Below are 23,689 nucleotides of genomic sequence, written 5' to 3'. Positions count from 1 at the left end.
AACCGGCAGCGCCCCTATCTGAGGACGAGCCGCGTTTGGCTACCCGGACGGCGCTCGAATGCCTTTCAAGGGTCGCTGCCCATCACGGTATCGATCTGCCGTCGGACCGTTTGCGTCATGCATATGCCGTCGATGATGCCGGCATCTCGACTGACCTCTTGCTGCGCATGGCGCATGAGGCCGGGCTTCGCGCCCAGGCGACGCAGCTCGATTGGAAGGCACTATGCCAGCTCGGCGAAGCCTATCCGGCTCTTGTTCAGCTCTCGAACCAGAACTGGGTGCTTGTGGTCGGCGCCGGGCCGGAACGCGATGCCATAACCGTCTTTGATCCCTTGGCTGAGCGGAGGGACGAACCGCTGCTCGTCGATGCCGAACGATTTTGTGCCAGATGGCTCGGAAAGGTTGTCCTGTTCAAGCGCGAGAGTCGTTCAACACAGGGCCCGAGGACCTTTGGATTGCGCTGGTTCGTACCCGAAATGCTCCGGGAATGGCGCTTGTTCTCTGACGTCGCGATCGCCGCCGTCTTCCTGTATGCGCTCGGCCTCGCGCTTCCAATCTTCTTTCAACTCGTGATCGACAAGGTTCTTGTCCACGAGAGTCTCACGACGCTCTACGTACTCTCGGCTGGCGCGATTATCGCGCTCTCCTTCGATGCCATATTCAGCTTCTTGCGTCGTTACCTGCTGCTTTATGCCACGAACAAGATCGACATCCGGGTTGCGACCAAAACGTTCCGGCACCTTTTGGGACTTCCCGTAACCTTCTTCGAGCATATCTCGGCCGGTGTGCTGGTGAAGCACATGCAGCAGGCCGGGCGGATTCGCGAGTTTCTGACCGGTCGACTGTTCCTGACCGCATTGGACGCGCTTTCGCTGTTCGTCTTCCTGCCTGTCCTCGCGCTCTACAGCGTTAAGCTGACATGCGTCGTCCTGGCCTTTACCGCCATCAGCGGTAGCGTGATTGTGATTTTGATGGGACCGTTCCGACGACGGCTCTACCAGCTCTACCAAGCCGAAGCCGGCCGCCAGGCTCTTCTGGTCGAGACGGTGCACGGAATGCGCACGGTGAAGTCTTTGGCCATGGAGCCCAACCAGAACAGGGCATGGGACGATCGCTGCGCGCAATCGGTATCGATGCGTTTCGGGGTTGAAAAGATCTCGGCGGGCGCCCAGGCACTGACCGGTTTTCTCGAGAAGATGATGACGCTCGGTATCGTGGCTCTGGGCGCGCTGGACGTCTTCGGTGGCGAGATGACGATCGGCGCACTGGTCGCCTTCAACATGCTGGCGGGACGCGTCTCGGGGCCGCTGGTTCAGATGGTGACCATGGTTCACGAGTATCAGGAGGTCGCGCTGGCGGTTAAGATGCTGGGCGAGGTCATGAATAGGCAGCCGGAACGGGACGGTCATCGGGACGGGCTGCGTCCCGATTTGGTCGGCCAGATCGAGTTTGAAAACGTGACCTTCCGCTATGGCGAGGGAGCGCCGGCGCTGGACGACGTCTCGTTTTCAATCGCTCCCGGTTCGGTCTTTGGGATTGTCGGTCGGAGCGGCTCAGGCAAGACGACGCTGACGCGACTGATCGCGGGAATGTATCCGGTGCAGCAGGGACTACTACGGATCGACGGCCATGATTTGCGCGAGATTGATCTTACCCACCTGCGGCGGAATCTCGGGGTCGTGCTCCAGGACAATTTCCTGTTCCGGGGCACCGTGCGCGAAAACATCGCTTGCGTGAAGCGTGACGCGACGTTCGAAGAAGTTGTCAGGGCGGCCCAGCTCGCCGGCGCCGACGAGTTCATAGAGCGGCTGCCGAGGGGATTCGATACCATGCTCGAGGAGCAGGCATCGAACCTGTCGGGCGGGCAAAAGCAGCGGCTTGCGATCGCCCGCGCCTTGATCGTCAACCCGCGCATTCTGATCCTCGATGAAGCGACCAGCGCGCTGGACTCCGAGAGCGAAGCGATCATCCGGCGCAATCTGCGGCGTATCGCCGAAGGACGGACCGTCATCATTGTATCGCATCGGCTTTCGATGCTGTCGGATGCGAGCCAGATTTTGGTCATCGACCGTGGACGAATCGTCGATGTGGATCGTCACGACGGGCTGCTGGCGAAGTGTACGATCTACAGACATCTCTGGAATCAGCAGACGAGACAGGTCGCATGACCGGTGCCGAGAAAAGCAGGGCGGAGGGGAGCTCCGGCAGATCGGGGCCTTCGACCGTTTCGCGGAAGCGGCGAGGGCTGTCGAGGCCCGCGTCGACGGCATCTCGCGTAGTTGCGGAATTTCAGTCCGACGCCGCCGAGATCGAGCAGGGAACGCCACCGCGCGGAGGACGGATCACGCTCTATTGTGTCGTCGCCCTGATCGCGACCGCGATCGCGTTCGCGTGCGTGTCGCGTGTCGACATGATTGTGACGGCACAGGGCAAACTGATTACCACACGTCCCAACCTGGTCGTCCAGCCGCTGGAAACATCGGTCATTCGGGAAATTCGCGTTAAGGCCGGCGATCCGGTTAATCGCGGCGATGTCCTTGCGATCCTCGATCCGACATTTTCTCAGGCCGACCTTGATCAACTGCGCAGCCGCCTGGCGGGTTTCGACGCCTCCATCGACCGGGTCCGGGCGGAATTGGACGGCGTTGAGTACGTTCTCGAGGAGCCTGCGAATGCCGATCAGGCGCTGCAGCGAAAGGTATTTCTCCAGAGAAGGTCGGCTTACGATCTTCAGATCCAGAACTACGACGCGCAGATTGCGTCCGCTCAGGCCAATCTGAAGACGGCCCAGGATGAGGAATTCGTTCTGACCCAGCGGCTGGAGACCATGCAGTCCATTGAGGCCATGCGAAATGTGTTGATGGCGAAGGAGGTCGGTTCAAGACTGAACTTCCTGTTGTCCCGGGACGCGCGGCTGGAGGTTGAAAGCAATCTGGCGCGTGTTCGTGGCGCCATTGTCGACAACATGCATCGTTTGGATAAGGCCCGTGCAGACCAAAAGGTCTTCGCTGCAGAGTTTCGCCGCACTGCCTATCAGGAGCTCGTGGAGACGTTGCCCAAGCGTAACAGCGCCGCGGAGGAGCTCAAGAAGACGGAGCTTCGCCGGCAATTGATCGTGCTGCACGCACCGGCTGATGCGGTGGTACTTGAAATTGCCAATCGGACGGTGGGTTCAGTAATTCGCGAGGCCGAGACATTTTTTGTATTGGTCCCTCGCGACGAGACGCTCCGGGCGGAGGTCAACGTCGAAGGTAGGGATATCGGACAGCTGACGGTCGGGCAGGCCGTACGAATCAAGTTTGAAGCATTTCCGTTCCAGAAGTACGGCACGGCAACTGGTGAGATTGGGGTCATCAGCCAGGACTCATTCTCGCCAGACGCGAAGGCCGATGGTGCGCGCCGCCCGTCAGCTCCCTTTTATCGCGTACTGATCGATTTGCGCGACATGCATCTTCGGCTGCCGCCGGAACGCGTTCAGTTCATGCCAGGTATGGCGGTCACCGCCGAAATAAAGCTCGGAAAGCGGACGGTGATTTCCTATTTCCTCTATCCCTTGCTTCGCGGATTAGATGAAAGCATCCGGGAATACTGACCCGATTGACTATGGTGTAGTGCGATGATGATCGGTCCCAATTTTGGTGTGAAGCTGGCAGTGCCGGCCGCGGCGAACACGCCGTCCCTCAACTCACCGCTGATAAACTATGCGCTCAAAGGCCTGGAACGCTGCTGGTTGCCCGGGGAGCGCCGTTGGTCGCACATTTATCACCTCGACAGACGTGCTTCCCCAAACGAGTCGATACCGCATAGTGACGTGTTTTATACCCTCAATGTCCTGCTTGGGATGTCGCGGGTCGTGGAACGTCCGATCGGTATCGATATCCCAGAGATATTCCATCGAAATGTCATGCAGCTCACCGCACTTCCAGTGCGCAAATATGCCTTTGGCATGGCCTTGTGGGCCGCCGCCGAGCTCGACCTTCCGATTCCGGAGCAGGTGACGCGCGAGCTGAAGCGGACTCTGTCGGATGAGTCACGGTGGAGCACGTTTCGGGCGCAGGATCTGGGCATGCTGCTGACGGGAGTCGTCGCTCAGGCAAGGGCAGGTAACAGGGAGTGGACGTGCTTCGCCGCCCCGCTCTTTCGCTTCCTGAAGGAGCGTTTCCATAGCGAGTCGGGACTGTTCTTCGACGCCCCGGGTGGCTTTCGACGCCGTTTCGCGTCATTTGCGACCCAGACCTATCTCTCCATCGCCTGCTATCAGTATGGCGAATTCCTTGGCGATGCGTCTGCGCTTGTCATGGCCGATACTTGTGTGCGCGATCTCATAGCGGTCCAGGGGCCACAAGGCGAATGGCCCTGGTTTTTCGACGCGCTGAGCGGCCGCGTCCTTGATTTCTACGAAGTCTATTCAGTCCATCAGTATGGAATGGCCCCGGCGCTGCTGGAATGGGCAGAGCGCTTTGGGCGGCGAGAAGCGCGGGACGCCTTGATCAAGGGATTCAACTGGGTACTTGGTCACAACCAGCTGGGCCGGACCATGCTCGTGCCTGAACTAGGCCTGACCATCCGTTCGCAGGTACGCAAGCATGAATTGAAGACCAAGGCGCCGCGGGTGTTGCGCGCGGTCAAGAACGTCTGGCGCGACAAGGGGGGACGCTGATCGACAACGCGAACGTGGGTGTTCGGCTTGAGTGTCGCAGCTACGAGCTCGGCTGGATCCTGTGGTCATTCGGCCGACGTTCCGATTTGCTGCAACTGACGCACGACCACGTCTTTGGTGCGGGACCTGCTGAACTGGCGTGAACTAACGGTTCCAAGCCATTGCTCGCCGCCCGCCCAGGTGCGAAAGCATCGTCATGGCACGATGTGCTCGGACAGCACACAGAACGGCGATAGCCTTGAGACGGGGGCTGCCGCCATGTAGACGGTCGCTGGTTAGTATCGTAACAGCGCCTGGCGCAAGTGATGCCAGGACCAGCAAAGCCTGCGCAATCCAACGCAATTGCCATGCTGGATTACCTTCAGCCATGTTGCGATAGTGTGCGATTTGTCGATCCCATTTTGCATAGAGCTCCCGAAGGGAGCTTCGCGCTGGATGGAAGACGACCATGTCGGGGATGTACCGAAATCGGAGTCCGGCACGTAGTGCACGCTGCCCCCACTCCATGTCTTCCGCAACATCGACGCCAGCGAATGGGCCGACGCGATCGAAATCGCGACGAAGCACTGCCATATTTCCTGTGCCGGAATAACCGTGGCGCTCGATATAAAGCTTGAAGCGGTAAGCGAAGACGGTCTCATAAGCTGCAACGGCACTAAGACTCTCATTTTCCGCCGTCCAGATGCGAACGTCGCCCCCGAGGACCGTGTCAGGCGGCGACGAGCGCGACCATTGCACTATGATGTGAAGCCAATCCGGATGCGCCCTGCAATCCGCATCGATGAAGGCGAGCATCTCACCTCTCGCGATCGTCACGCCGGCATTGCGCGCTGGACCGGGACCGGGCTCCGATTCATGCAGCAAAGACACCCCGGGATGTCGAGCAACGACGTCCGTTGGGGACGTTGCCGATCCGTTGTCTACCACGATGACCTCGAACGAATGCCGACTCAGGGTCTGTGCGTCAAGGCTACGCAAACAGGCTTCCAGCGCATCAGGCTGGTTGAGGTGGGGAATAATGACGGAAATCATCGTTTAATTTCCCATTTAATTTCTGTTCCGTTCGCCGCCTGCCCTCATCTGCCCGGCAGCTTTCATTCTCCGCAGCGTGTGGCCAAGTTCGATCATTTAAACCTTGCAATTAAATATCCGCTGCGTATTATCTCTATAATAATCTTAAATGCAAACTTAAATGGGGTCTGGTTTTCTGGGAGTAGTTCCAATGCGCGCATCATTTCTGGGATGCCCCGTCGACTTCCTGACAATGGCTGAAACCGTCGAATTGGCGCGCGGGGCCATGCGCAGCCGTCAGCGGTTGCAACATGTGGCGCTGAACGTCGCCAAATTCGTCAATATGCGATCCGATCCCGTGCTTGCGGCCGATGTCGCCAACAGCGATGTCGTTGGCATCGACGGCATGGGAATTCTCTGGGGCGCCCGAGCGCTCGGGCTTCCGGCGACGTCGCGGGTCGCGGGCGTGGATCTCCTTGCCGAGTTGCTTGCGGTATGTGCGCACGAGGGCTTCAAGCCCTATTTCCTGGGAGCCACTCCCGTCGTACTACAACAAGCTGTGCAAGTGGCGCGCGGGAGGTATCCTTCACTTGCCTTTGCGGGCTGGCACGACGGCTACTTCAAACCCGAGCAAGAGAATGACGTCGTCCGGGACATCCAATCCAGCGCGGCTGATTGTCTTTTCATCGGCATGCCGACACCCCGGAAAGAGCGCTTTCTCGCCGCCCATCGCGATGATCTCGGCGTACCCTTCATCATGGGCGTGGGTGGTGCGTTCGATGTTCTAGCAGGCATTGTTCGGCGCGCGCCGGTACAGATGCAGCGGCTCGGGCTCGAATGGCTGTACCGCATCTATCAGGAGCCTGGACGGATGTGGTGGCGATACGCCACGACGAACACGCTGTTTGCAGGCGTCTTGGCGCAGGCCCTCATCAAGCAGGCCCTTCGGTATCGGCTTGGTGCGCCCGGCGTCGTTCCGCCGGGTCCCAGCCGGATCGGAGGGTAAGGCGTGCGCAAGCATTTTTTTATCCTTCTGGGAACCCGGCCGGAAGCAATCAAGCTTTTTCCAGTCATTAATCTGCTCAAGGCTGAGAGGAGCAAGGACATTTCCGTGACGATCTGTGCGACCGCACAGCACCGGCAACTGCTTGATCAGGTCCTCAAGCTGGCAAAAGTGGTCCCGGATTTCGATCTAAACGTCATGACGACCAATCAGACGCTGGATCATCTGACCGCGCGGCTGCTCGGACAAATTGGCGAGCTCCTAGAAAAGTTGAAGCCCACCAGGGTCATTGTCCAAGGCGACACGGCGACGGCAATGACGGGCGCACTGGCATCCTATTATCACCGCATACCGCTCTCCCACATCGAGGCCGGACTGCGCAGCGGTGATATCTTCGCTCCGTGGCCGGAGGAGGTGAACCGCAAGATCGTCGGCTCGATCGCCGATCAACATTTTGCTCCAACAGAGCGCGCAGCATGCGCGTTGCGTTCTGAAAACGTCGCGGATAACCGCATTCACGTTACCGGAAACACGGTGGTAGATGCTCTCATCCTCGCGAAAGCCATGGTCGACTCCGATCCGGGACTGTCGTGCCGCTGGGATGGCATCAAGAAGCGTCACGGCAATCGGCGCATCATCCTGGTGACCTGCCATCGCAGGGAAAATTTCGGCGGAGGCGTCCTCAACATCGCTAACGCGTTGGAGACTATCCTGCGCAGGGAGGACGTTGCCGTCGTGCTCCCCGTGCATCCGAATCCGAATGTCCGTGACCTGTTTGCGTCTCGGTTTTCGGACCACCCGCGGGTCGTGCTTACTTCTCCCCAGGAATACACTGATTTTGTAAGCCTGCTCTCGCTATCTTATCTGGTCCTGACAGACTCAGGCGGCGTACAGGAGGAGGCACCGACTTTTGGAAAGCCGGTCCTGGTGATGCGCGAGACAACCGAGCGTCCTGAGGGGGTGGAAGCGGGAACGGCACGCCTGGTCGGTACGAACTACGAGCGGATCGTTGCTGAGACATTTCGCCTGCTCGACGATGACGAGACCTATGCTGCCATGTCGCGTTCGCACAATCCGTTCGGTGACGGGCACGCGAGCGAGCGGATCGTGAAGGTCCTTCTCGATGCATGAATTCCAAAAAATCAATGTCCTGGGACTTGGCTATATCGGTCTGCCGACCGCAGCGCTTATTGCGAGCCGAGGTTTTCAGGTGGTTGGCATCGACACCAATGAGCGCATCGTCGACACCGTTGCGTCTGGCAAAATTCATATCGCCGAGCCCGATCTGGACGGTCTCGTCTCGAAGGTCGTGTCGAGTGGCACGCTCACCACGTCCAAAACGCCGCAGCCGGCCGACGTTTTCATCATCGCAGTGCCGACGCCCATCGATCGCGAGAACCGTCCGGACCTGTCGAGCGTGAATGCGGCCGTCGACAATATCATAGATCTCCTCGCGCCAGGCAATCTTGTTATTCTCGAATCGACATCGCCGATCGGAACCACCGAAGCCATCGCGAAGCGGATCGTTGAACGCAGGCCAGAGCTGCACATAGGGATCAACGGCAAGGAGGATGGCGCGATTTACGTGGCCTATTGTCCCGAACGCGTGTTGCCGGGACGGATTTTGACCGAGCTTATCAACAATGACAGGTGCATCGGCGGGATTACGCCAACCTGCACGCGGCGTGCTCAACGGTTCTACAAAATGTTCGTTCGCGGTGCTTGCGTCGGCACAACGGCGCGGGCGGCCGAGCTGGTCAAGCTGACGGAGAATGCCTTCCGCGATACCAACATAGCATTTGCTAATGAACTCTCGCTGATCTGCGACAGGTTCGACATCAACGTCTGGGAGGTGATTGACATCGCCAACCGTCACCCTCGCGTAAACGTATTGCGGCCCGGGCCAGGTGTTGGCGGGCACTGTATTGCGGTAGACCCCTGGTTCATCATTGATTCCGCGCCGGATCTCGCCCGTGTGATGCGAACAAGTCGGGAAGTGAACAATGCCAAGACACAGAAGATCATCGAGCGCGCAGAGGCGCTGATCGACGATCATCCCTACGCAAACATTGCTTGTTGCGGATTGACCTTCAAGGCCAATGTCGACGACCTGCGTGAAAGCCCGGCCATGGAAATAGCTACGCATCTCGCTGCGAAATACGGCGAGCGGATCAAAGTTGTCGAGCCGAACTTGCGCCGTCTGCCACCTCAGCTGGCGGATCATCGTGTTGCATTCGTGAGTATCGAGGAAGCCCTGCGCAGTTGCGAAATCGCGCTTCTCCTCGTCGATCATGATGAATTCAAGATGGTGCCGCTGGCAGAGCGGCGGCACCTCGACGTCATCGATACGCGAGGCATATGGCAGGATATGCCGGCGCGGACATAGCGCATACAGTCGTAACTCCCGAATGGGTCGAGGTTAGCATGCGAGATAGCCAGCTGGGAATCGGCGTCGTTGGATACGGCTATTGGGGCCCCAATCTCGTTCGTAATTTCTCGATCAATCCCGCCACCCGCGTTGTCAGCGTGAGCGACCTTGATCCAGCTAGACTCGGCGCCATGGGGCAGGTCTACCCCGGGGTCACAACGACCACTCGCTATGATGATTTGCTGAAGGATAGCTCTATTGATGCAATCGCCATCGCTACGCCGGTGCACACACATTACGAGCTGGCAATTGCGGCGTTGAAGGCTGGCAAGCACGTGTTGGTCGAGAAGCCCCTAGCGCCGAGCGCCGAGCTGGTGACCCGCTTGATCGACGAAGCGGACCGGCGCGGGTTGACGCTGATGGTCGATCACACCTTTCTCTATACGCCAGCGGTGCAGAAGATTCGTGAGCTCTTGCTGAAGAATGAGCTTGGAGACATCTACTATTACGATAGTACACGCTCGAGTCTCGGACTCTTTCAAAAAGATGTAAATGTGATCTGGGATCTGGCGGTGCACGATATCTCGATCATCCATCATATCTTCAATGAGGAGCCGGTCGCGGTTTCGGCAACGGGGTCCTGCCACGTAGCCGGTTCGCCGGAAAACATGGCCCACATCACATTGTTCTTTGCCAACGCGTGTGTGGCCCATGTCAGCGTCAACTGGCTCTCGCCTGTCAAGGTGCGCCAGACGTTCATCGGCGGAAGCAAGAAGATGATCGTTTACGACGATCTCGAGCCAACCGAAAAGGTCAAGGTCTATGATAAGGGAATTACGCTCGATACGCCTCCGGAGGATGCGCATCAATTTCGGATTGGATATCGTGCCGGCGACATGTGGGCTCCGCATATCTCGCCAAAGGAGGCACTACAAACGGAAGTCGAGCATTTTGTCGACTGCGTGCGTACCGGCGGGCAGCCGATTTCGAGCGGCATGTCTGGGCTGCGCGTAATCGAGGTGCTGGAAGCGGCATCGTTTTCGATCGCAAAACAGGGGGCGCCGGTGCTCCTGAGGGAGCCTTACGGGGTTCAGCAACGCGCCAGGGCAACAGCTTGACGTGCGGGAAATCTAGCTGATCTGATAGTCTGGCAGAAGACCCGATGGACCAGGTGCAACGTTCGATCTTGTTCTCCGCGCTCGATCGTTACGGCACCCTTGTGCTGCTCTTTGTCGCAACCGCGGTGCTTGCCCGTTTGTTGTCGCCGGAAGAATTTGGCATCTATGCGGTCGTGACCGCGGTCACGTCGATCATTGCGGCCTGCTTCCAGGAGTTCGCAGGTGCAAGCTATTTGATCCAGAAGCGAGATCTGTCGCGCGCGAGTGTGCAGACCACGTTCACAATCACCCTCGCAATCTCGGCAGTCACCGCTTTGGTCCTGTTCACGTTTGCGCGGTTTGTCGCTCGTATGTTCGAGCTGGACAGCTTGCGTCAAGGCATCGAAGTTTCCGCGATCAATCTACTCCTATTGCCGTTTTCTGGGACTATTGCCGCTTTGTTCCGTCGTGAGATGCAGTTTGGAACACTGGCAATCTGCAACCTTGCCTCCGGTGCAGCAGCCGCGATCGTTTCGACCGGTCTCGCAATGGCCCACTTCAGCTACATGGCGCCGGTGTGGGGAGGCGTTGCCGGCAACGCGGTGCTGGCCCTGATGCTGCTGATTTGGCGGAGAGATCTCGACGCGATGCGGCCGTCGCTGGTCGACTGGCGGGAGATCGTCGGCTTCGGCCTCTATTCAGGAGCTGTTAGCGTTGTCAATGTGTTCTATGGCCTCGCGCCGCAGCTGTTCCTGGCAAGAATCCTCGATTTTGCCTCGGTCGGCCTCTACAGCCGAGCAACCGCATCGACACAGATCTTTGACAAGTTGGTCACGCAAGTCTTGAGTCCGGTCGTCATGCCTGCGGTTGTTGCGCGAAGCAACGCCGGAGGTGATCTCAAGGCCGTCTATCTTGCTGCTATTCGGTTGCTCTCGGTTGTGCAGTGGCCGTTCTTGATTTCGATTGCGATCATGGCCCGGCCAATCATTGTGATCTGGCTCGGCCCGGCGTGGCTGGAGATCGTCCCGCTTGTACAATTACTGTGTATTGCCAACCTCGCCCTTTTCGCGGCCTGCCTGACTTACCCTGTGTTTGTCGCGGTAGGAAGGGTGCAAGATGCACTGATCTCGTCGCTGGTTTCGCTGCCGCCGTCGCTCCTCGTCATCTTCGTCGCCTCGTTCTTCGGCGTGCACGCCGTCGCAGCGTCTGCGCTCCTGACATTGCCCTTCCAGGCTGCGGTCGCGGTGCATTTTCTAGGACGCCATCTCCGCCTTCGGCCGAGCGAATTTGCGCGTAGCCTGCAGATGAGTGCAACCGTAACGGCCCTCGTAGCTTCGGCAGTATTCATGTGCGCGACGCTGACCGAGGCGGAAGGCCTTTCGCCTCTTGTTGGATTGTTACTAACGTTCTCTGTTGCTGTGCTGTGTTGGTGGCTGGGACTAATGATGACGGGGCACCCGCTGTTGCAGCATCTTCATCATGCACTAATGGGTCTTGCGCGTATGGTACCGGCGCGGTGGCCCTCGCGTACGGCGCTCTAGCGGATCGCATAGCTTGGAGATCGAAGATGCCTATTGCGCAAGACGTCGTGCTCGGTCGCAATGTCCGTATCCTGCATCCAGACCTGGTGAACCTGTATGGTTGCGCCATTGGTGACGAGAGCAGGATCGGAACCTTCGTCGAAATCCAGGCGGGGGCGAAGGTCGGTGCACGTTGCAAGATATCGTCGCACAGCTTCATCTGCGAGGGAGTCACGATCGAGGATGAAGTGTTCGTCGGTCATGGCGTAATGTTCACGAACGACAAACACCCGAAGGCAACGACGGCGGATGGTCGTCCTCAGCAAGCGTCGGACTGGACGCTGCAGCGCACTCGCGTCGGTAGGGGAGCTTCGATCGGCTCGAACTCCACGATTCTGTGCGGAGTGACGATTGGAGAGGGGGCCTCCATAGGTGCGGGTGCGGTGGTGACGAGAGACGTTCCGCCTGGGGCTGTCGTCGCGGGAGTGCCCGCTCGGGTATTGTCTGCGGCTGAAACGGCGGTCTTGGGCGATCGCGGCTCAGCGAAGGCGCTTCGTAAACCATTTTAAATTCCCATATAAACGGTAAGATTTAAAGATTGATTAAATATAATAATGCGGGTTAAATGTATTATAATGTTGGTCCAATAGAGGACTTGAATCTTGATACCCTTCCTGGATCTGAAAGCCCAATATAGCCAGATCAAGCCGGAAATCGATGCGGCGGTCGCGAGAGTCGTCGGCAGCGGGCACTTTGTGCTCGGCCCAGAGGTCACTGCGTTTGAGGGTCGCTTCGCGGAATATTGCCGGACCGCCCATTGCCGCGCGGTGAACAGCGGAACCTCGGCACTTCATCTTGCCTTGCTGGCGGCGGGCGTCGGAACCGGTGACGAAGTCATCACGGTATCCATGACCTTCGTCGCGACAACCGCAGCGATCCTCTACAGCGGAGCCAGACCGGTGTTTGTCGACGTTGACCCGGTAACATGGACGATGCATCCCGGTTCGATCGAGGCTGCGATAACACCGCGAACGAAGGCGATCCTGCCGGTTCATCTCCACGGGCAGATGGCCGACATGGACTCCATTATGGAGATCGCGCGTCGTCACGGTCTGGTAGTCATCGAGGACGCCGCGCAGGCGCATGGCGCGGAATACCGCGGACGTCGCGCGGGCTCGATTGGCGATCTGGGATGCTTCAGCTTTTACCCCGGCAAGAATCTTGGAGCCTTTGGCGAGGGCGGGGCCGTCGTAACCGATCGGGCTGAATTGGCACGCCGCGTGTCATTGCTGCGGGATTGGGGACAGGAGACGAAATACAATCACGTCATTCCCGGATACAACTATCGCATGGACGAAATTCAGAGCGCGATACTGAACGTCAAGCTGAACTACATTGAGCGCTGGACGGAAGCTCGTCGTTCGCTCGCTGAGCGATACAATGCACTGCTGTCTGATCTTTTATGCCCGCGTCCCCAGCCGCCCCCGTACGCCCGTCACGTGTATCACGTCTATGCGGTCAGATTGCCGTGGCGCGACGAAGCGCTGACGCTATTGCGTGAAGCCGGTATCGGCGCCGGGATCCACTATCCCGTTCCGGTGCATCTGCAGACTGCCTATGCAGAACTCGGTTATCGTGCCGGTGATCTTCCCGTCACCGAGATGTTGGCGAACGATTTCCTCTCTCTTCCCATTTATCCAGAGTTGCTGCCGGAACAGGTGGTCGAGGTTGCCTCCACACTCAGGAACGCGGCACTGCGGCCCAGCGAAGTGACAAGCGACCGAGCAGAGCATCCAGAGAGTCTCGTGACAAGGTTCCACAACAGGAGAGCGTCTTGATTGATCTCAAGGGAAAACGCGTTCTGGTCACCGGCGGCGCAGGTTTCATCGGCTCCCACATCATTGATCTGCTCTGCGATGAGGGCTGCATCGAGATCGTTGCCATCGACAACATGATAAGAGGCCGGCCGGAAAATCTCGGGCGCGCGCTCGGACGTGGCCCGGTGAGAGTGGTTCATGGCGACATACGCGATCGCAAGCTGATGGAGGCGTTGCTCAAGGCTGCTGATATTGTATTTCACCAGGCGGCGCTCCGAATCACTCATTGTGCGGCCGAACCACGCCTTGCCAAGGAGGTCATGGTGGACGCCACCTACGACCTGCTGGAGTTGTGCATCAAGCACGATGTTGAGAAGATCATCGCGGCGTCGTCGGCATCCGTATACGGCATGGCAGAGGAATTTCCCACCACCGAGCGCCAGAATGCGTACAACAACCGAACTCTCTATGGAGCCGCTAAGGCCTTTAATGAGGCTTTGCTGCGTACCTTCAACGATGCGTACGGGATCGACTACGTCGCACTTCGATATTTCAACGTCTACGGCGGGCGGATGGACATCCACGGCCGGTATACCGAGGTCTTGATCCGCTGGATGGAGCGGCTGGAAGCCGGATTACCTCCGATCATTTTTGGTGACGGTCATCAAACCATGGATTTCGTCCACGTCCGCGACATCGCGCGTGCCAATATCCTTGCGGCCAGGGCAAAGATCACTGATGAGGTGTTCAACGTCGGGAGCGGCACGGAAACCAGCCTGACGGAGCTGGCTACGGTGCTTGCCTCCGTGATGGGACGCCGCGGCCTGGCACCCGAATTCGCGCCGGAACGCTCCGTTAATCCGGTGCCTCGACGGCTGGCATCAACCGGCAAAGCAGAGCGTTTGCTGGGGTTCCGCACCACGGTTTCGCTGGAACAGGGGCTCGCCGAGCTCGTGAAATGGTGGCGATCCGAACGCGAACTTGCTTCCGGCTCCCAGCGGCAGGCGGCGGCATCGTGATTCCGATCGCGGCGCCGCTGCTTGCGGATGAAGAAGCCGATGCTGCGCGCGCGGTCGTGCTGTCGGGCTGGGTGTCGCAAGGCCCGGAGGTGGCCGCGTTTGAGGGTGAGTTCGCCGCACTTGTTGGCGCGCCGCACGCCTGTGCCGTCGCCAATTGTACGACCGCACTTCAGCTTGCTTTGGCAGCGTTGGGTATCGGCACCGGCGACGAGGTGATCACGGTTAGCCACTCCTTCATTGCGACGGCGAACGTCATCCGATACCAGGGCGCCACTCCGGTTTTCATCGATATCGACCCGGAGACCTACAATTTGGATTGCGCTCGGCTGGCCGAAGCCATCACCGAGCGCACGCGTGCGATCATCGCGGTCCATCAGATGGGCATGCCGTGTGATATGGCAGCGCTCATCGCGGTGGCGCGACGCCACGGCATCGTGGTGATTGAGGACGCGGCCTGTGCCGCCGGATCGCAGATCCGGATGAACGGCGAATGGGAGCCGATCGGCAAGCCGCATGGAGACATTGCCTGCTTTTCCTTTCATCCGCGAAAGGTAATCACGACAGGCGAGGGCGGAATGCTCACCACCGCTGACGCCGAGCTTGATCGCAAGTTCAGGCTGTTGCGGCAACACGGCATGAGCGTTCCGGATATTGTGCGTCACGGGTCGCAGCGCGTCATTTTCGAGGAGTACGTCCTTCTCGGTTACAATTGTCGAATGACGGATATGCAGGCTGCGATCGGGCGCAAACAGCTCGAGCGGCTTCCGCAGCTGATCGCGCGGCGGCGCAGGCTGGCATTCCGTTACGCCGAACTGCTTGGGAATATAGAGGGGCTGCGGTTACCTTTGGAGCCGGGGTGGGCGCGATCCAACTGGCAGAGCTACTGTGTACGCTTGCCTGATCGCATCGAGCAGAGGGCGACGATGCAATCGCTGCTAGACCAGGGAATCGCCACCCGTCGGGGCATCATGTGCTCGCATCGGGAGCTGCCCTATGCCGGCGCGAGATCCGGGCCACGATCTGCGACAATCTGAGCTCGCTCAGGATCACGCGATCCTGCTTCCGCTTTACGCGCAGATGCAGGATGCGGATCAGGAGCGTATCGCGAATGCGCTGAAGGATGAGCTCGCCCGCTGAATTTGCAGCCCCGATTCACGGTGAGTCAGGAATCGGGCTGCCGGGATATCCCAGCAGCCGGATTCGGCACGCTCCTGTCTGATCGCGGACCGATCGCTTTCGTTGCCGGGTGGGTGGCAGACAGCACCGCCGAGATTCGGGCTCGATCGTTGTCGTCTTCGGCGGAAGCCAGACCCATCCAACGCTGGTATTTCCGTTGGACCTTGTAGCTGGCTAGGCTGACGACGCATCGACCGGCATCTGTCAATCGTCTTCCGGTTGACATCTTGGTGCGCACCGCGTGCAGATAGGTTTGCTCTATCGTTTTCGCGGCGTGCACGAGGCTGAAGCGGTGCTCCACCAGCCGTCGGCCGAACTTCCCAAGCTCGTAACGGAGCGATGCAGAGGCGAGAGCGGTCTCGAGAGCCGATCGAAGGGCATCTGCGCCGGCGCCGCGCGAGCCGTTGCCCAATCCGTACCAGCCTTGTCGCAGGAAGGTCGGCGCACTCTCGGGCGTCAACAGCTCACTGAATCCGTCCTCGCCAACGACCACCAGCGGTTTCCCAAAAGCCATCCCACGCAGCGCCGAACCGCCTTGGCCGATAATAATATCCGCGGCTGCATAGCCGGGGCGCGGATCGGACATCTCGCCCACCAGTACTACGGCATTCCGGCCGACCAGGGAGTTGGTCCGGGCAGCGCGCTCTTCAACCGTGGGGCGCGCGGGTCCGTCGCCTATAATCAGCAGCCGCACCGGCCGACCTTCGAGCGCCATCTCGCCAACGGCATCGCACGCCGATAGCAGACCCTCCAATTTCAAGTTCGGCACCAGCCGACAGACCATCGCGATGACGACCTGGTCAGGTCCGATACCTTGAGCAACGCGAAAACTGGTGCCGTCGACCAGGGGATGATCGGATATCGTATCGACCGGAGGCTCTAGCAGGGTAACCTCCCGGTGTCCTGCTACGACCGCCGCGCGAAGGATCATCTCTGTACCTACGGTCAGAGGAATGGCACGCGGAAGGAAGGAGGGTACGGACATGGACATGACCGTCCCCACCACAGCAGCCCGGGTCGACAGACCGACGCTCAGAAAAGCCTCGACGATGGGTGGCCATTCATGGCCGTGCACCACGTCTATCGCGCCGTCCTTTACAATACTGCGCAGCATCTGACTGACCCGCGGCGAGGGGCGGGCTCGATGCCGTGGAATTCCGATGTGTCTAAGCCCTGCCTCTCTTACCTTGTCCAAAAGGGGGCCGGTCTCCGACGCCACGATCACGTCATGACCGAGGTCTCGAACGCCCTCGGCGAGCTGCAAAGCATTGAGTTGCGATCCTCCCAGTTCCATGGAATGCGGATAGATCAGCACCTTCATGCGGGCAGAAGCCTCCAAGGTGCTGCACAGGCTAGCGGACCAGCGGCCGTCACGAGCACCGTAATCAAATGCTGGAATAATATTTAATTTAAATCAATATAATATCGACACTGAAATGCAAATAATTTATCTTGTGGTGATCTTTTTACGATTGCGGGCCGCAGAGCTCGTGGATTGGGATTGTCGCACACAATGAACGAGCATGTCGTGATGGATGTGGCGCGCCGGGTCAATTCCGCACACCCTCGTGTGCTGGTAGCTATCGCGAGCTACGGGAGCTCGAACGATCGCTATCTTGAGCAGATCATCAAGGAATACAGGTCGATGGCATTCGCGGTTGACGTCGTGATGCTGTCGAACATCGACAAGAGCACTGCGTTCGAAACGGAGTGTCTTGTTGGCCTGCCCACCAGCGATCCGTGGTCGCTGCCCTTTGCGCATAAGAAGCTGTTCGCGGAGCGCCGCGACCAATACGATCTCTTCATCTACTCGGAAGACGACATTTTGATCAGCGAGCGGAACGTGCGCGCGTGGCTCAACGTGACGCCGTTGCTGCCTGATAACGAGATCGCGGGTTTCATACGGGTTGAAATCGGGGACGATGGCATCCGAAGTTACCCGGATGTTCACGCTTATTTCCATTGGGATACGTCTTCGGTGCGGCGTCGGGGCGATCACGTTCTGGCGCACTTTACCAATGAGCACGCCGCCTGCTTTGTGCTAACCCGCGAACAGCTGCGCAACGCGCTGAATTCGGGTCGCTTCGATGTCCTGCCTTACGATGGGAAGTATGACCTGCCTTGTACGGCAGCGACCGATCCTTATACGCAGTGCGGGCTCAAAAAATTAATCCCAGTATCGCATCTGGAGGAATTCACCGTCCACCACATGTCCAACAAATACGTGGGAAAGGTCGGAACCACGGCGGAGGAGTTTGACAGGCAGGTGGAGGCCTTGCTGCAGATCGCCCAACGTGCCTGCCCTCCTCAGTCGCTCCTCGCGAGCGAAACCAAGCTGCGGCGTGGCGTTTATTCGAAGGATTACTACGAACCTCTGGTGCAGCAGGTTGTGCAACTGATTCCCGGTGCATCACGCAGCGTGCTTTCAATCGGTTGTGGCTCGGGAATTACCGAAACTTGGCTAGTCCAGCAGGGAATCTCTGTAACGGCAATTCCCCTGGATCCGGCCATCTGTCGTGGCGCCGCGGAAAACGGCGTCGACATCATTGAAGGCGATTTCAGGGCGGCAAGAGCCTGCCTTGACGGCCGCCGGTTCGACTGCATCCTCATGCTGAACGTGCTTCATCTTGTTCCCAAGCCAGTTGACGTTCTGTCATCGTTCGGCGATCTGCTCACACGGGATGCTCCGATCATCATTCAGAGTCCAAACATGGCGGGTCTGCCGGTGATTTGGAGACAATTGCGCGACTGCCGCATCCAGGTGCCCCGAACGTTTCAGGCCGCGTGCGCTCATTTCAGCTACAGCGGCAGCGTCGAGAAGTGGTGCAGGAAGGCCGGTTTGAGCACCGTGCGAACAGTGGGGGTGCCCCACCGGCGCGCGGCGGTATTCTATGACATTGCACCCGCTATCGCAAAGCTCGCTCTCTCTTCGGACCTGATTTGTATCGCCAGGAGAGGCCAGTGAACCAGAGGCTGCAGCGTGCCTGCTGGCGAGAGCAAAGGGCAACACTGTTTGCAGCATCCACCCTGTCTCGCGGAGGCGTCCCAACTTGAACCGAACGCGATTGGCAGGTCTCGAGGCGATCAGCACCGCGACATCCCAGGACTGGGAGGCCTCAGATCTTACATCACCGCGCGAGGCTTTGGCTGGCCGGCGGCACCAGTTCGCCGCTTGGTTCGTCCTCGCCGGCTTGATCATTCCGGCCTGGGAAGCGCAGGTCTCGATCGCGGGCGCAAAGTTTACCGCAGGGCGTCTGGCCGTGACGGTATTGGTCGGGCCCGCGCTCGTGCTTCTTACTCGGCGCGGGCGGCATGCGGTGACTTGCGATCTTCTTGCCTTCCTGACCGCTGCCTGGATGCTTCTGGCCGCAGCGTCAACTGCAGGTTTTGCGGCCTTATCCTCGCCTGCAGCGGAGAGTCTGCAATTTCTCTTCAGCTATGTCGTCGCCAGGGGCTATTTTTCCTCTCCGGCTGCGCTCGACACCTTCGTGCGGGCTTTGAAGATCCTGACGGTTGCGGTTGTCCTTGTCGGGGTGGCCGAATATATGACCGGACGCTGGATCGCGCACGAAGCTGCTGCGGCGATCTTCGGTACTTCGCCCTTGGGTTCGGTAACTCGAGGCGGCACGATCCGCGCGACTTCCACCCTTGATCATCCAATCCTGTTCGGCGTCTTCTGTGCGCTCGTCAACCCGATAATCCTGCTATCGGAACGGACGGGTCGAAAGCTCCTGCTCTCGCTGGTCTGCCTATTGGGATGCATTCTCTCGCAGTCCTCGGCCGCGCTGATGGCTTATTTTTTGGGGGTGGCAGCCTATTCGTATGACCACCTTATGCGGCGGCTTCCGGGTCGATGGGCAATCTTCTGGACAGTTCTTGCCGTCGCGATCGGCGCCCTCATGACGGTCGCGCAACACCCGATCGGCTGGATAATCTCGCATCTCACTCTGGACCCTGAGACGGGTTACTATCGCATTCTGATCTGGGATGCGGCGTTTTACCGAATCGCGCAGAGCCCGCTGACGGGGTTCTCTTTCGAGCTGTTTGATGAAAACATCCTGGATTCGACTGTCGATTGCGTTTGGCTTGTTGAGGCGCTCCGTTTCGGCATTCCGGCGACGGTGTTGTTGCTCGCGACGAATTTGACGGCGGTCTGGCCTGTCACGAGACACGTTCAGGTGAAATCTGATGATTTTCAGGAGCGGATGAACTTTGCGTTCACAATCGTCGTCCTGTTATTCTCATTCAGCGGCATCACCGTCCACTTTTGGAACTATATGTGGATTTTCTGGGGACTAGCCATTGGCATAAAGGCCTCGCTTCACGAAAGCCTTTATTACCGATGTTATGCTACCCGAGGGCCCTAGAGATCCTCAAGGTGGGTTTTGGATAGGAACCACGTGAAGGTAGTGTCTGGCCCGGCCAGACCCTGTGCAAAATCACCGCGATCATCGAAATAAGGATCGTAGCCGAACCGCCTCAAGAAATCGATCAGTTCACGTATCGGGTAAGCACACATCAGTGCGGGCGCGCATTGGCGCAGGGTCTCCTGAGCGCCCTTCAGGATTTCGAGTTCGGCACCCTGCGCGTGAAGCTTGATCAGCATCGGGAACATACGGAAGGAGTCGAGGGTCCTGCATTTCACTGTATGCTCCGCGACCGTTAGCCTGGTCTCATCGAAGCGAAACATGCGGCCGCGGTCGCGTAGCCATTGCGTGGCTTCGTCCCGGCTTATCGCGGCCATGCCATCGCAATCCCATCTTCCATATCGCGGGATAAAGAAGGTCAGCTCGCCCATGTGCTGTCCCAGCGCGTAGTCGTGAATCGTGACCCTGCGGTCGTCCTGATATCGCGAGATCAGGCGCGCGGCCGAACCGGGCTCCGGTTCGAAGGCAACAATATCGCAATCTGGTCGCAGTCGCCTGAAAGCAGCGATGCTTTGTCCGCGGTTGGCGCCCACGTCAATGACCAGCCCGCCACGGTGGCCCAACCGGGAAACACCGCCGAACTCGGGTTTCGAGACGTAGCGGGCGACGAGATCTTTGACGGTGAATCTAAGCGGCGCCGCACCCGGAATGTGGGCGTAAAGGAAGCGTGCAAACGCCTTGGTACTCGCGGGCTTCAGCTCAATCGCCATGCTTGTTCACGACCCCTACGATGACCGGCTGGGGGAGTTAAAACCTACAGTGATATTTAATTTCAGTTGCGATTAAATATCTCTCGAATAGATTATATCTAATAAATAGTCACGTGACGCAAGAATTATGCGCACCGCAAGGGCGTCGGACTGATGAACAAGGGGTTTCTCCTATTCCTCGAGGATCTTGGCCGGCGCGCACCGGTCAGGAGGTGTCGCTATGGATATACATGCACCTCGGCTTGCATCCTTCCGCCGACCGCGCGATCTTGCAATGCAGCATTCTGGTTAGTGGTTGCGGTCCTTATGTCAGATCGCGCGCCCGGTTACATCGTCCACATTGCCACGCCAGACCGGCCTATTCTTGCGGAATGTTGCGTAGCCCCAACGCCCTTTGCCCATTCGATTGTTCGTGAAGGATACGCCGGTAATCGAGCCGCCGCTGAACTGAGCGTCCGAATAGACGGTAAAGCCGCCACCGACCAGCCGGTTATTGTCGACGACGACGTTGGAGATCGCGTTGAACCAGTTGTCGATCATGATCGCCGACGTCTGGGCGTGGCTGTTAATAATCGTGTTGTGACGGACGTTGATGTCGTGTCCGCCATCGATCTGCACCCCGTCGTAGTGTGGCGATCCAGGAGCGACAAGATCATGCACATAGTTGTCTTCGAACAGAAGAGGGGCCGTGACATTAATGCCATTTTCAACGCCATGGATATTACACCGACGGATCGTTCCGTATCCATTGATGCCGTTCGAACCCTCAGCGCCTTTCACGCCGAGCCCGTCGATCTCGCAGTCCTGGATGATTGGCGGCACACTCAAATTCTCCGCCACATTGACGACGGCGAGAACTGCAGCCGTAATCCTGCAGTGCTCGAGCGTGACCGCGCTATGGTTGATCTGGACTGCTCCTGAAATATCGAGCCCGCGAATAAGCTGTCCGTCACCGGTCGTGGTGACCGGGCCTGAGGGAGGCAGGTTCGTCGTCTCCATAACGCCCGTGCTGGTTTCGTCCGGATATTTCAGAGCAGCATTGCGCGAGTCGGCGGCGAGCGTCGCTCTCTCGGAAAAGACGCGAAGGCCCACGTCTTCCCAGGGAGGGCGGACTTGATCGCGTTGAGCTCTTTGAGCATCGATCGCGGCGATCATCATGAGGAAGGAACGTCGCGAGACCAGCACCATGGCCAAATCCTTCGCCCCACGTCCGCACGACCCTCGAGATCGGGGAATAGCCGATCGGCGTTCCATGGAAGCATTCGGCGGACAGTTTTCGCAAACCAGCGTAGTTCCGCGCTTGGGCGCGGTCAATCAAGGACTAGAGGCATTCATGTGCGATTCATTGCGGTCGACGCGCGACGGACGCCCCGGCGTCGTCAGCCCCAGATGCCGGTTCGATATCGCCATCTTGATAGTTGGCTTCCGCAATTCTGAGGACATTCTAACTTGCCTGGCAGCTCTTTCCCGCATGGAATGTGAAGCAGCCTTTGACGTGTTCATCTGCGAGAATGGCGGACGAGAGGCCTACCGCGAACTCGTCGAGCGGCTGAATTGTCCGTCGTGTTTACTCGCAGAATGTGATCCTGCGGACGGACGTGTAGATCGGGCGGCTTCCTTCATGGAGGTGCGACGGCTGCAATTCAAGAATCGGGCTTCGAATGTTTGGGTAGGTTGCGCTGAAGAAAATCTTGGCTACGCGGGAGGGATCAACGCGTGGCTCAAGCCTCTGACGTTGATTGCCGGGTGGAAGGGAATATGGATACTTAATCCGGATGCCGAGCCGAGGCCGAATGCGCTTGCGGCCCTGATCGAGCGGGCGGAGAAAGGCCGAAAGGCCATGGTCGGGAGCACCATCCTGGAATCTGGAAGCGAGGACCTAATCCGCTTTCGGGGAGGGCTCCACTGGCAGACGCTCGCGGCGAGAGGCACGGCGGTCGGGTTGCATGACAGGATCGGAGATCCGTTCGATCTGTTTGCAATCGAGGAGGGTCTCGACGCTCCATCCGGCGCGTCGACATACGCAACACGCCAATGTGTCGAACAGATCGGCTTCATGGAAGACAGCTACTTCCTTTTCTTCGAGGATCTAGAGTGGGGCGCGCGAGCAAAGAAACTCGGTTTGGGCTACGCGAGCGATTCGATCGTGGCGCATCGGGGCGGAACGACGACTGGATCGTCCGGCACGCTGCGTGGACTATCGAAGCTGTCTGTCTATCTGGAGCATCGAAATGCGATCCATTTTGTCCGGAAACACCGCCCGTGGACACTGCCGATCCGCATCGTCCTTTCGTTGCTTTACGCGCTTCGCTTCTTAATGCACGGTGCACCTCGTAACTCCGTTGCGACCTTGGAAGGCCTATTCGCCGGTCTTTGCGGAGAGACAGGGCGGCCGGCTTGGCATCGATAACGGCCCCTAGTTGTGGTTTGCGCGCTCGGTCTCAGTCGAAAGCCGAGAGTGCGCGCGCAAACGGAGCTTGTGATCTGCATACACAAGTATAGACGAACAAACGATGGTGTTAAATGTACCGTCGCAATTTCGAGGATTGAGCTCACAGTCTTCAGCGACACGGATGTCGCCTGTCGATAAAATCAAAAGCACGCTTTTGATCGTGCCGGACGAACTGGGCTGAACTTAAAATGCACGTCCGATTAAGACTTTAGAGCTCCGCATGCGAAGTGCTAGCTCGCATCTGTTGTGTCCCGAGAGTTTTTGGGTTGATGCCTATTTAAATCGACGGAATATTAGAGGCTTAAAACGCTAATAATCGAATCGGGCGCTCATTGCAGAAAAATGACCTCGGCGAGGCCGTCGTCTCGTCCCAAAAAAGCCGCGCCGGATCAGCCATTACGTTTCGGTGAATGGGACCTACCACGCCTG

General features: G+C 58.6%; 18 protein-coding genes and 1 pseudogene. 15 read left to right on the top strand and 4 right to left on the bottom strand.

What is annotated here, in order from left to right; all coding sequences use genetic code 11:
- Positions 1-35: 35 nt before the first annotated feature.
- Genes AB3L03_RS04535 through AB3L03_RS04525 form a run of 3 tightly spaced genes read left to right on the top strand, consistent with a single transcriptional unit; the run spans position 36 to position 4,660 of the window.
- The gene (locus AB3L03_RS04535) at positions 36-2,168 is read left to right on the top strand and encodes a peptidase domain-containing ABC transporter (RefSeq protein ID WP_368509127.1); all 2,133 of its coding nucleotides are present in this window, start codon (positions 36-38) and stop codon (positions 2,166-2,168) included.
- On the top strand, positions 2,165-3,592 hold the full coding sequence (locus AB3L03_RS04530; RefSeq protein WP_204510852.1) for an HlyD family type I secretion periplasmic adaptor subunit: 1,428 nt from the start codon (positions 2,165-2,167) through the stop codon (positions 3,590-3,592). The genes AB3L03_RS04535 and AB3L03_RS04530 overlap by 4 nt, the downstream gene beginning before the upstream one ends.
- 24 nt (positions 3,593-3,616) lie before the next feature.
- Positions 3,617-4,660, top strand: a complete 1,044-nt coding sequence (locus AB3L03_RS04525) for a hypothetical protein (protein WP_368508298.1) — start codon at positions 3,617-3,619, stop codon at positions 4,658-4,660.
- A 144-nt stretch (positions 4,661-4,804) separates the two neighbouring features.
- Here the strand turns inward: AB3L03_RS04525 and AB3L03_RS04520 are convergent, their stop codons facing one another.
- The gene (locus AB3L03_RS04520; RefSeq protein WP_204510853.1) at positions 4,805-5,692 is read right to left on the bottom strand and encodes a glycosyltransferase family 2 protein; all 888 of its coding nucleotides are present in this window, start codon (positions 5,690-5,692) and stop codon (positions 4,805-4,807) included.
- Positions 5,693-5,882: 190 nt separating this feature from the next.
- Here AB3L03_RS04520 and AB3L03_RS04515 point away from each other — a divergent pair, with 190 nt between their 5' ends.
- The 9 genes and pseudogenes from AB3L03_RS04515 (at position 5,883) to AB3L03_RS04475 (ending at position 15,632) form a co-directional block, all read left to right on the top strand.
- Positions 5,883-6,677 (top strand): WecB/TagA/CpsF family glycosyltransferase, encoded by a 795-nt coding sequence (locus AB3L03_RS04515; protein WP_204510854.1) that lies wholly within the window; start codon positions 5,883-5,885, stop codon positions 6,675-6,677.
- Between the two features lie 3 nt (positions 6,678-6,680).
- A complete protein-coding gene (wecB, locus tag AB3L03_RS04510) occupies positions 6,681-7,805 on the top strand; it encodes a non-hydrolyzing UDP-N-acetylglucosamine 2-epimerase (RefSeq protein WP_204510855.1) in 1,125 nt (374 codons plus the stop codon).
- A complete protein-coding gene (gene wecC / locus AB3L03_RS04505; protein WP_204510856.1) occupies positions 7,798-9,060 on the top strand; it encodes a UDP-N-acetyl-D-mannosamine dehydrogenase in 1,263 nt (420 codons plus the stop codon). The genes wecB and wecC overlap by 8 nt, the downstream gene beginning before the upstream one ends.
- A gap of 38 nt (positions 9,061-9,098) precedes the next feature.
- Positions 9,099-10,160 (top strand): Gfo/Idh/MocA family protein, encoded by a 1,062-nt coding sequence (locus AB3L03_RS04500; protein WP_204510857.1) that lies wholly within the window; start codon positions 9,099-9,101, stop codon positions 10,158-10,160.
- A 44-nt stretch (positions 10,161-10,204) separates the two neighbouring features.
- Positions 10,205-11,680 carry an oligosaccharide flippase family protein gene (locus tag AB3L03_RS04495; protein WP_368508297.1) on the top strand — a complete coding sequence of 492 codons (1,476 nt, stop codon included), beginning with the start codon at positions 10,205-10,207 and terminating at the stop codon, positions 11,678-11,680.
- Between the two features lie 26 nt (positions 11,681-11,706).
- The gene (locus AB3L03_RS04490; protein WP_204510859.1) at positions 11,707-12,228 is read left to right on the top strand and encodes an acyltransferase; all 522 of its coding nucleotides are present in this window, start codon (positions 11,707-11,709) and stop codon (positions 12,226-12,228) included.
- 93 nt (positions 12,229-12,321) lie between these two features.
- A complete protein-coding gene (locus tag AB3L03_RS04485) occupies positions 12,322-13,497 on the top strand; it encodes a DegT/DnrJ/EryC1/StrS aminotransferase family protein (RefSeq protein ID WP_204510860.1) in 1,176 nt (391 codons plus the stop codon).
- On the top strand, positions 13,494-14,495 hold the full coding sequence (locus AB3L03_RS04480; RefSeq protein WP_204510861.1) for an NAD-dependent epimerase/dehydratase family protein: 1,002 nt from the start codon (positions 13,494-13,496) through the stop codon (positions 14,493-14,495). The genes AB3L03_RS04485 and AB3L03_RS04480 overlap by 4 nt, the downstream gene beginning before the upstream one ends.
- Positions 14,435-15,632 (top strand): annotated as a pseudogene (locus tag AB3L03_RS04475) (DegT/DnrJ/EryC1/StrS family aminotransferase). The gene AB3L03_RS04480 and the pseudogene AB3L03_RS04475 overlap by 61 nt, the downstream one beginning before the upstream one ends.
- Positions 15,633-15,657: 25 nt before the next feature.
- Here AB3L03_RS04475 and AB3L03_RS04470 read toward each other — a convergent pair.
- Entirely contained in the window at positions 15,658-16,992 is a 1,335-nt protein-coding gene (locus tag AB3L03_RS04470; RefSeq protein WP_368508296.1) for a glycosyltransferase family 4 protein, read from the bottom strand.
- A gap of 192 nt (positions 16,993-17,184) precedes the next feature.
- Between AB3L03_RS04470 and AB3L03_RS04465 the strand changes: the two genes are divergently transcribed.
- Positions 17,185-18,636, top strand: a complete 1,452-nt coding sequence (locus AB3L03_RS04465; protein ID WP_368508295.1) for a class I SAM-dependent methyltransferase — start codon at positions 17,185-17,187, stop codon at positions 18,634-18,636.
- A gap of 100 nt (positions 18,637-18,736) precedes the next feature.
- Positions 18,737-20,038 carry an O-antigen ligase family protein gene (locus tag AB3L03_RS04460; RefSeq protein ID WP_368508294.1) on the top strand — a complete coding sequence of 434 codons (1,302 nt, stop codon included), beginning with the start codon at positions 18,737-18,739 and terminating at the stop codon, positions 20,036-20,038.
- On the opposite strand, the gene AB3L03_RS04455 is transcribed toward AB3L03_RS04460, so the two are convergent.
- Together AB3L03_RS04455 and AB3L03_RS04450 are read right to left on the bottom strand one after the other, a co-directional pair.
- On the bottom strand, positions 20,035-20,808 hold the full coding sequence (locus AB3L03_RS04455) for an FkbM family methyltransferase (RefSeq protein ID WP_368508293.1): 774 nt from the start codon (positions 20,806-20,808) through the stop codon (positions 20,035-20,037). The genes AB3L03_RS04460 and AB3L03_RS04455 overlap by 4 nt on opposite strands.
- A gap of 309 nt (positions 20,809-21,117) precedes the next feature.
- A complete protein-coding gene (locus tag AB3L03_RS04450) occupies positions 21,118-21,996 on the bottom strand; it encodes a right-handed parallel beta-helix repeat-containing protein (RefSeq protein WP_368508292.1) in 879 nt (292 codons plus the stop codon).
- A 64-nt stretch (positions 21,997-22,060) separates the two neighbouring features.
- On the opposite strand from AB3L03_RS04450, the gene AB3L03_RS04445 reads away from it, so the two are divergent.
- Complete coding sequence (locus AB3L03_RS04445) at positions 22,061-23,218, top strand: glycosyltransferase family 2 protein (protein ID WP_368508291.1); 1,158 nt, start codon at positions 22,061-22,063, stop codon at positions 23,216-23,218.
- Positions 23,219-23,689 lie beyond the last annotated feature (471 nt).

This window comes from Bradyrhizobium lupini (assembly GCF_040939785.1).
Taxonomy (GTDB): Bacteria; Pseudomonadota; Alphaproteobacteria; order Rhizobiales; family Xanthobacteraceae; genus Bradyrhizobium; species Bradyrhizobium canariense_D.
The sequence above is the reverse complement of the archived record's forward strand: the minus strand, read 5'-3'. Positions and strand labels throughout refer to the sequence as shown.

Excerpts from the sequence above, each read along its gene's own strand:
- AB3L03_RS04530 (WP_204510852.1), top strand. The coding sequence starts at position 2,165 with ATGACCGGTGCCGAGAAAAGCAGGGCGGAGGGGAGCTCCGGCAGATCG.
- AB3L03_RS04525 (WP_368508298.1), top strand. The coding sequence starts at position 3,617 with ATGATGATCGGTCCCAATTTTGGTGTGAAGCTGGCAGTGCCGGCCGCG.
- AB3L03_RS04520 (WP_204510853.1), bottom strand. The coding sequence starts at position 5,692 with ATGATTTCCGTCATTATTCCCCACCTCAACCAGCCTGATGCGCTGGAA.
- AB3L03_RS04515 (WP_204510854.1), top strand. The coding sequence starts at position 5,883 with ATGCGCGCATCATTTCTGGGATGCCCCGTCGACTTCCTGACAATGGCT.
- wecC (WP_204510856.1), top strand. The coding sequence starts at position 7,798 with ATGCATGAATTCCAAAAAATCAATGTCCTGGGACTTGGCTATATCGGT.
- AB3L03_RS04500 (WP_204510857.1), top strand. The coding sequence starts at position 9,099 with ATGCGAGATAGCCAGCTGGGAATCGGCGTCGTTGGATACGGCTATTGG.
- AB3L03_RS04495 (WP_368508297.1), top strand. The coding sequence starts at position 10,205 with ATGGACCAGGTGCAACGTTCGATCTTGTTCTCCGCGCTCGATCGTTAC.
- AB3L03_RS04490 (WP_204510859.1), top strand. The coding sequence starts at position 11,707 with ATGCCTATTGCGCAAGACGTCGTGCTCGGTCGCAATGTCCGTATCCTG.
- AB3L03_RS04470 (WP_368508296.1), bottom strand. The coding sequence starts at position 16,992 with ATGAAGGTGCTGATCTATCCGCATTCCATGGAACTGGGAGGATCGCAA.
- AB3L03_RS04465 (WP_368508295.1), top strand. The coding sequence starts at position 17,185 with ATGAACGAGCATGTCGTGATGGATGTGGCGCGCCGGGTCAATTCCGCA.
- AB3L03_RS04455 (WP_368508293.1), bottom strand. The coding sequence starts at position 20,808 with ATGGCGATTGAGCTGAAGCCCGCGAGTACCAAGGCGTTTGCACGCTTC.
- AB3L03_RS04450 (WP_368508292.1), bottom strand. The coding sequence starts at position 21,996 with ATGGTGCTGGTCTCGCGACGTTCCTTCCTCATGATGATCGCCGCGATC.
- AB3L03_RS04445 (WP_368508291.1), top strand. The coding sequence starts at position 22,061 with ATGGAAGCATTCGGCGGACAGTTTTCGCAAACCAGCGTAGTTCCGCGC.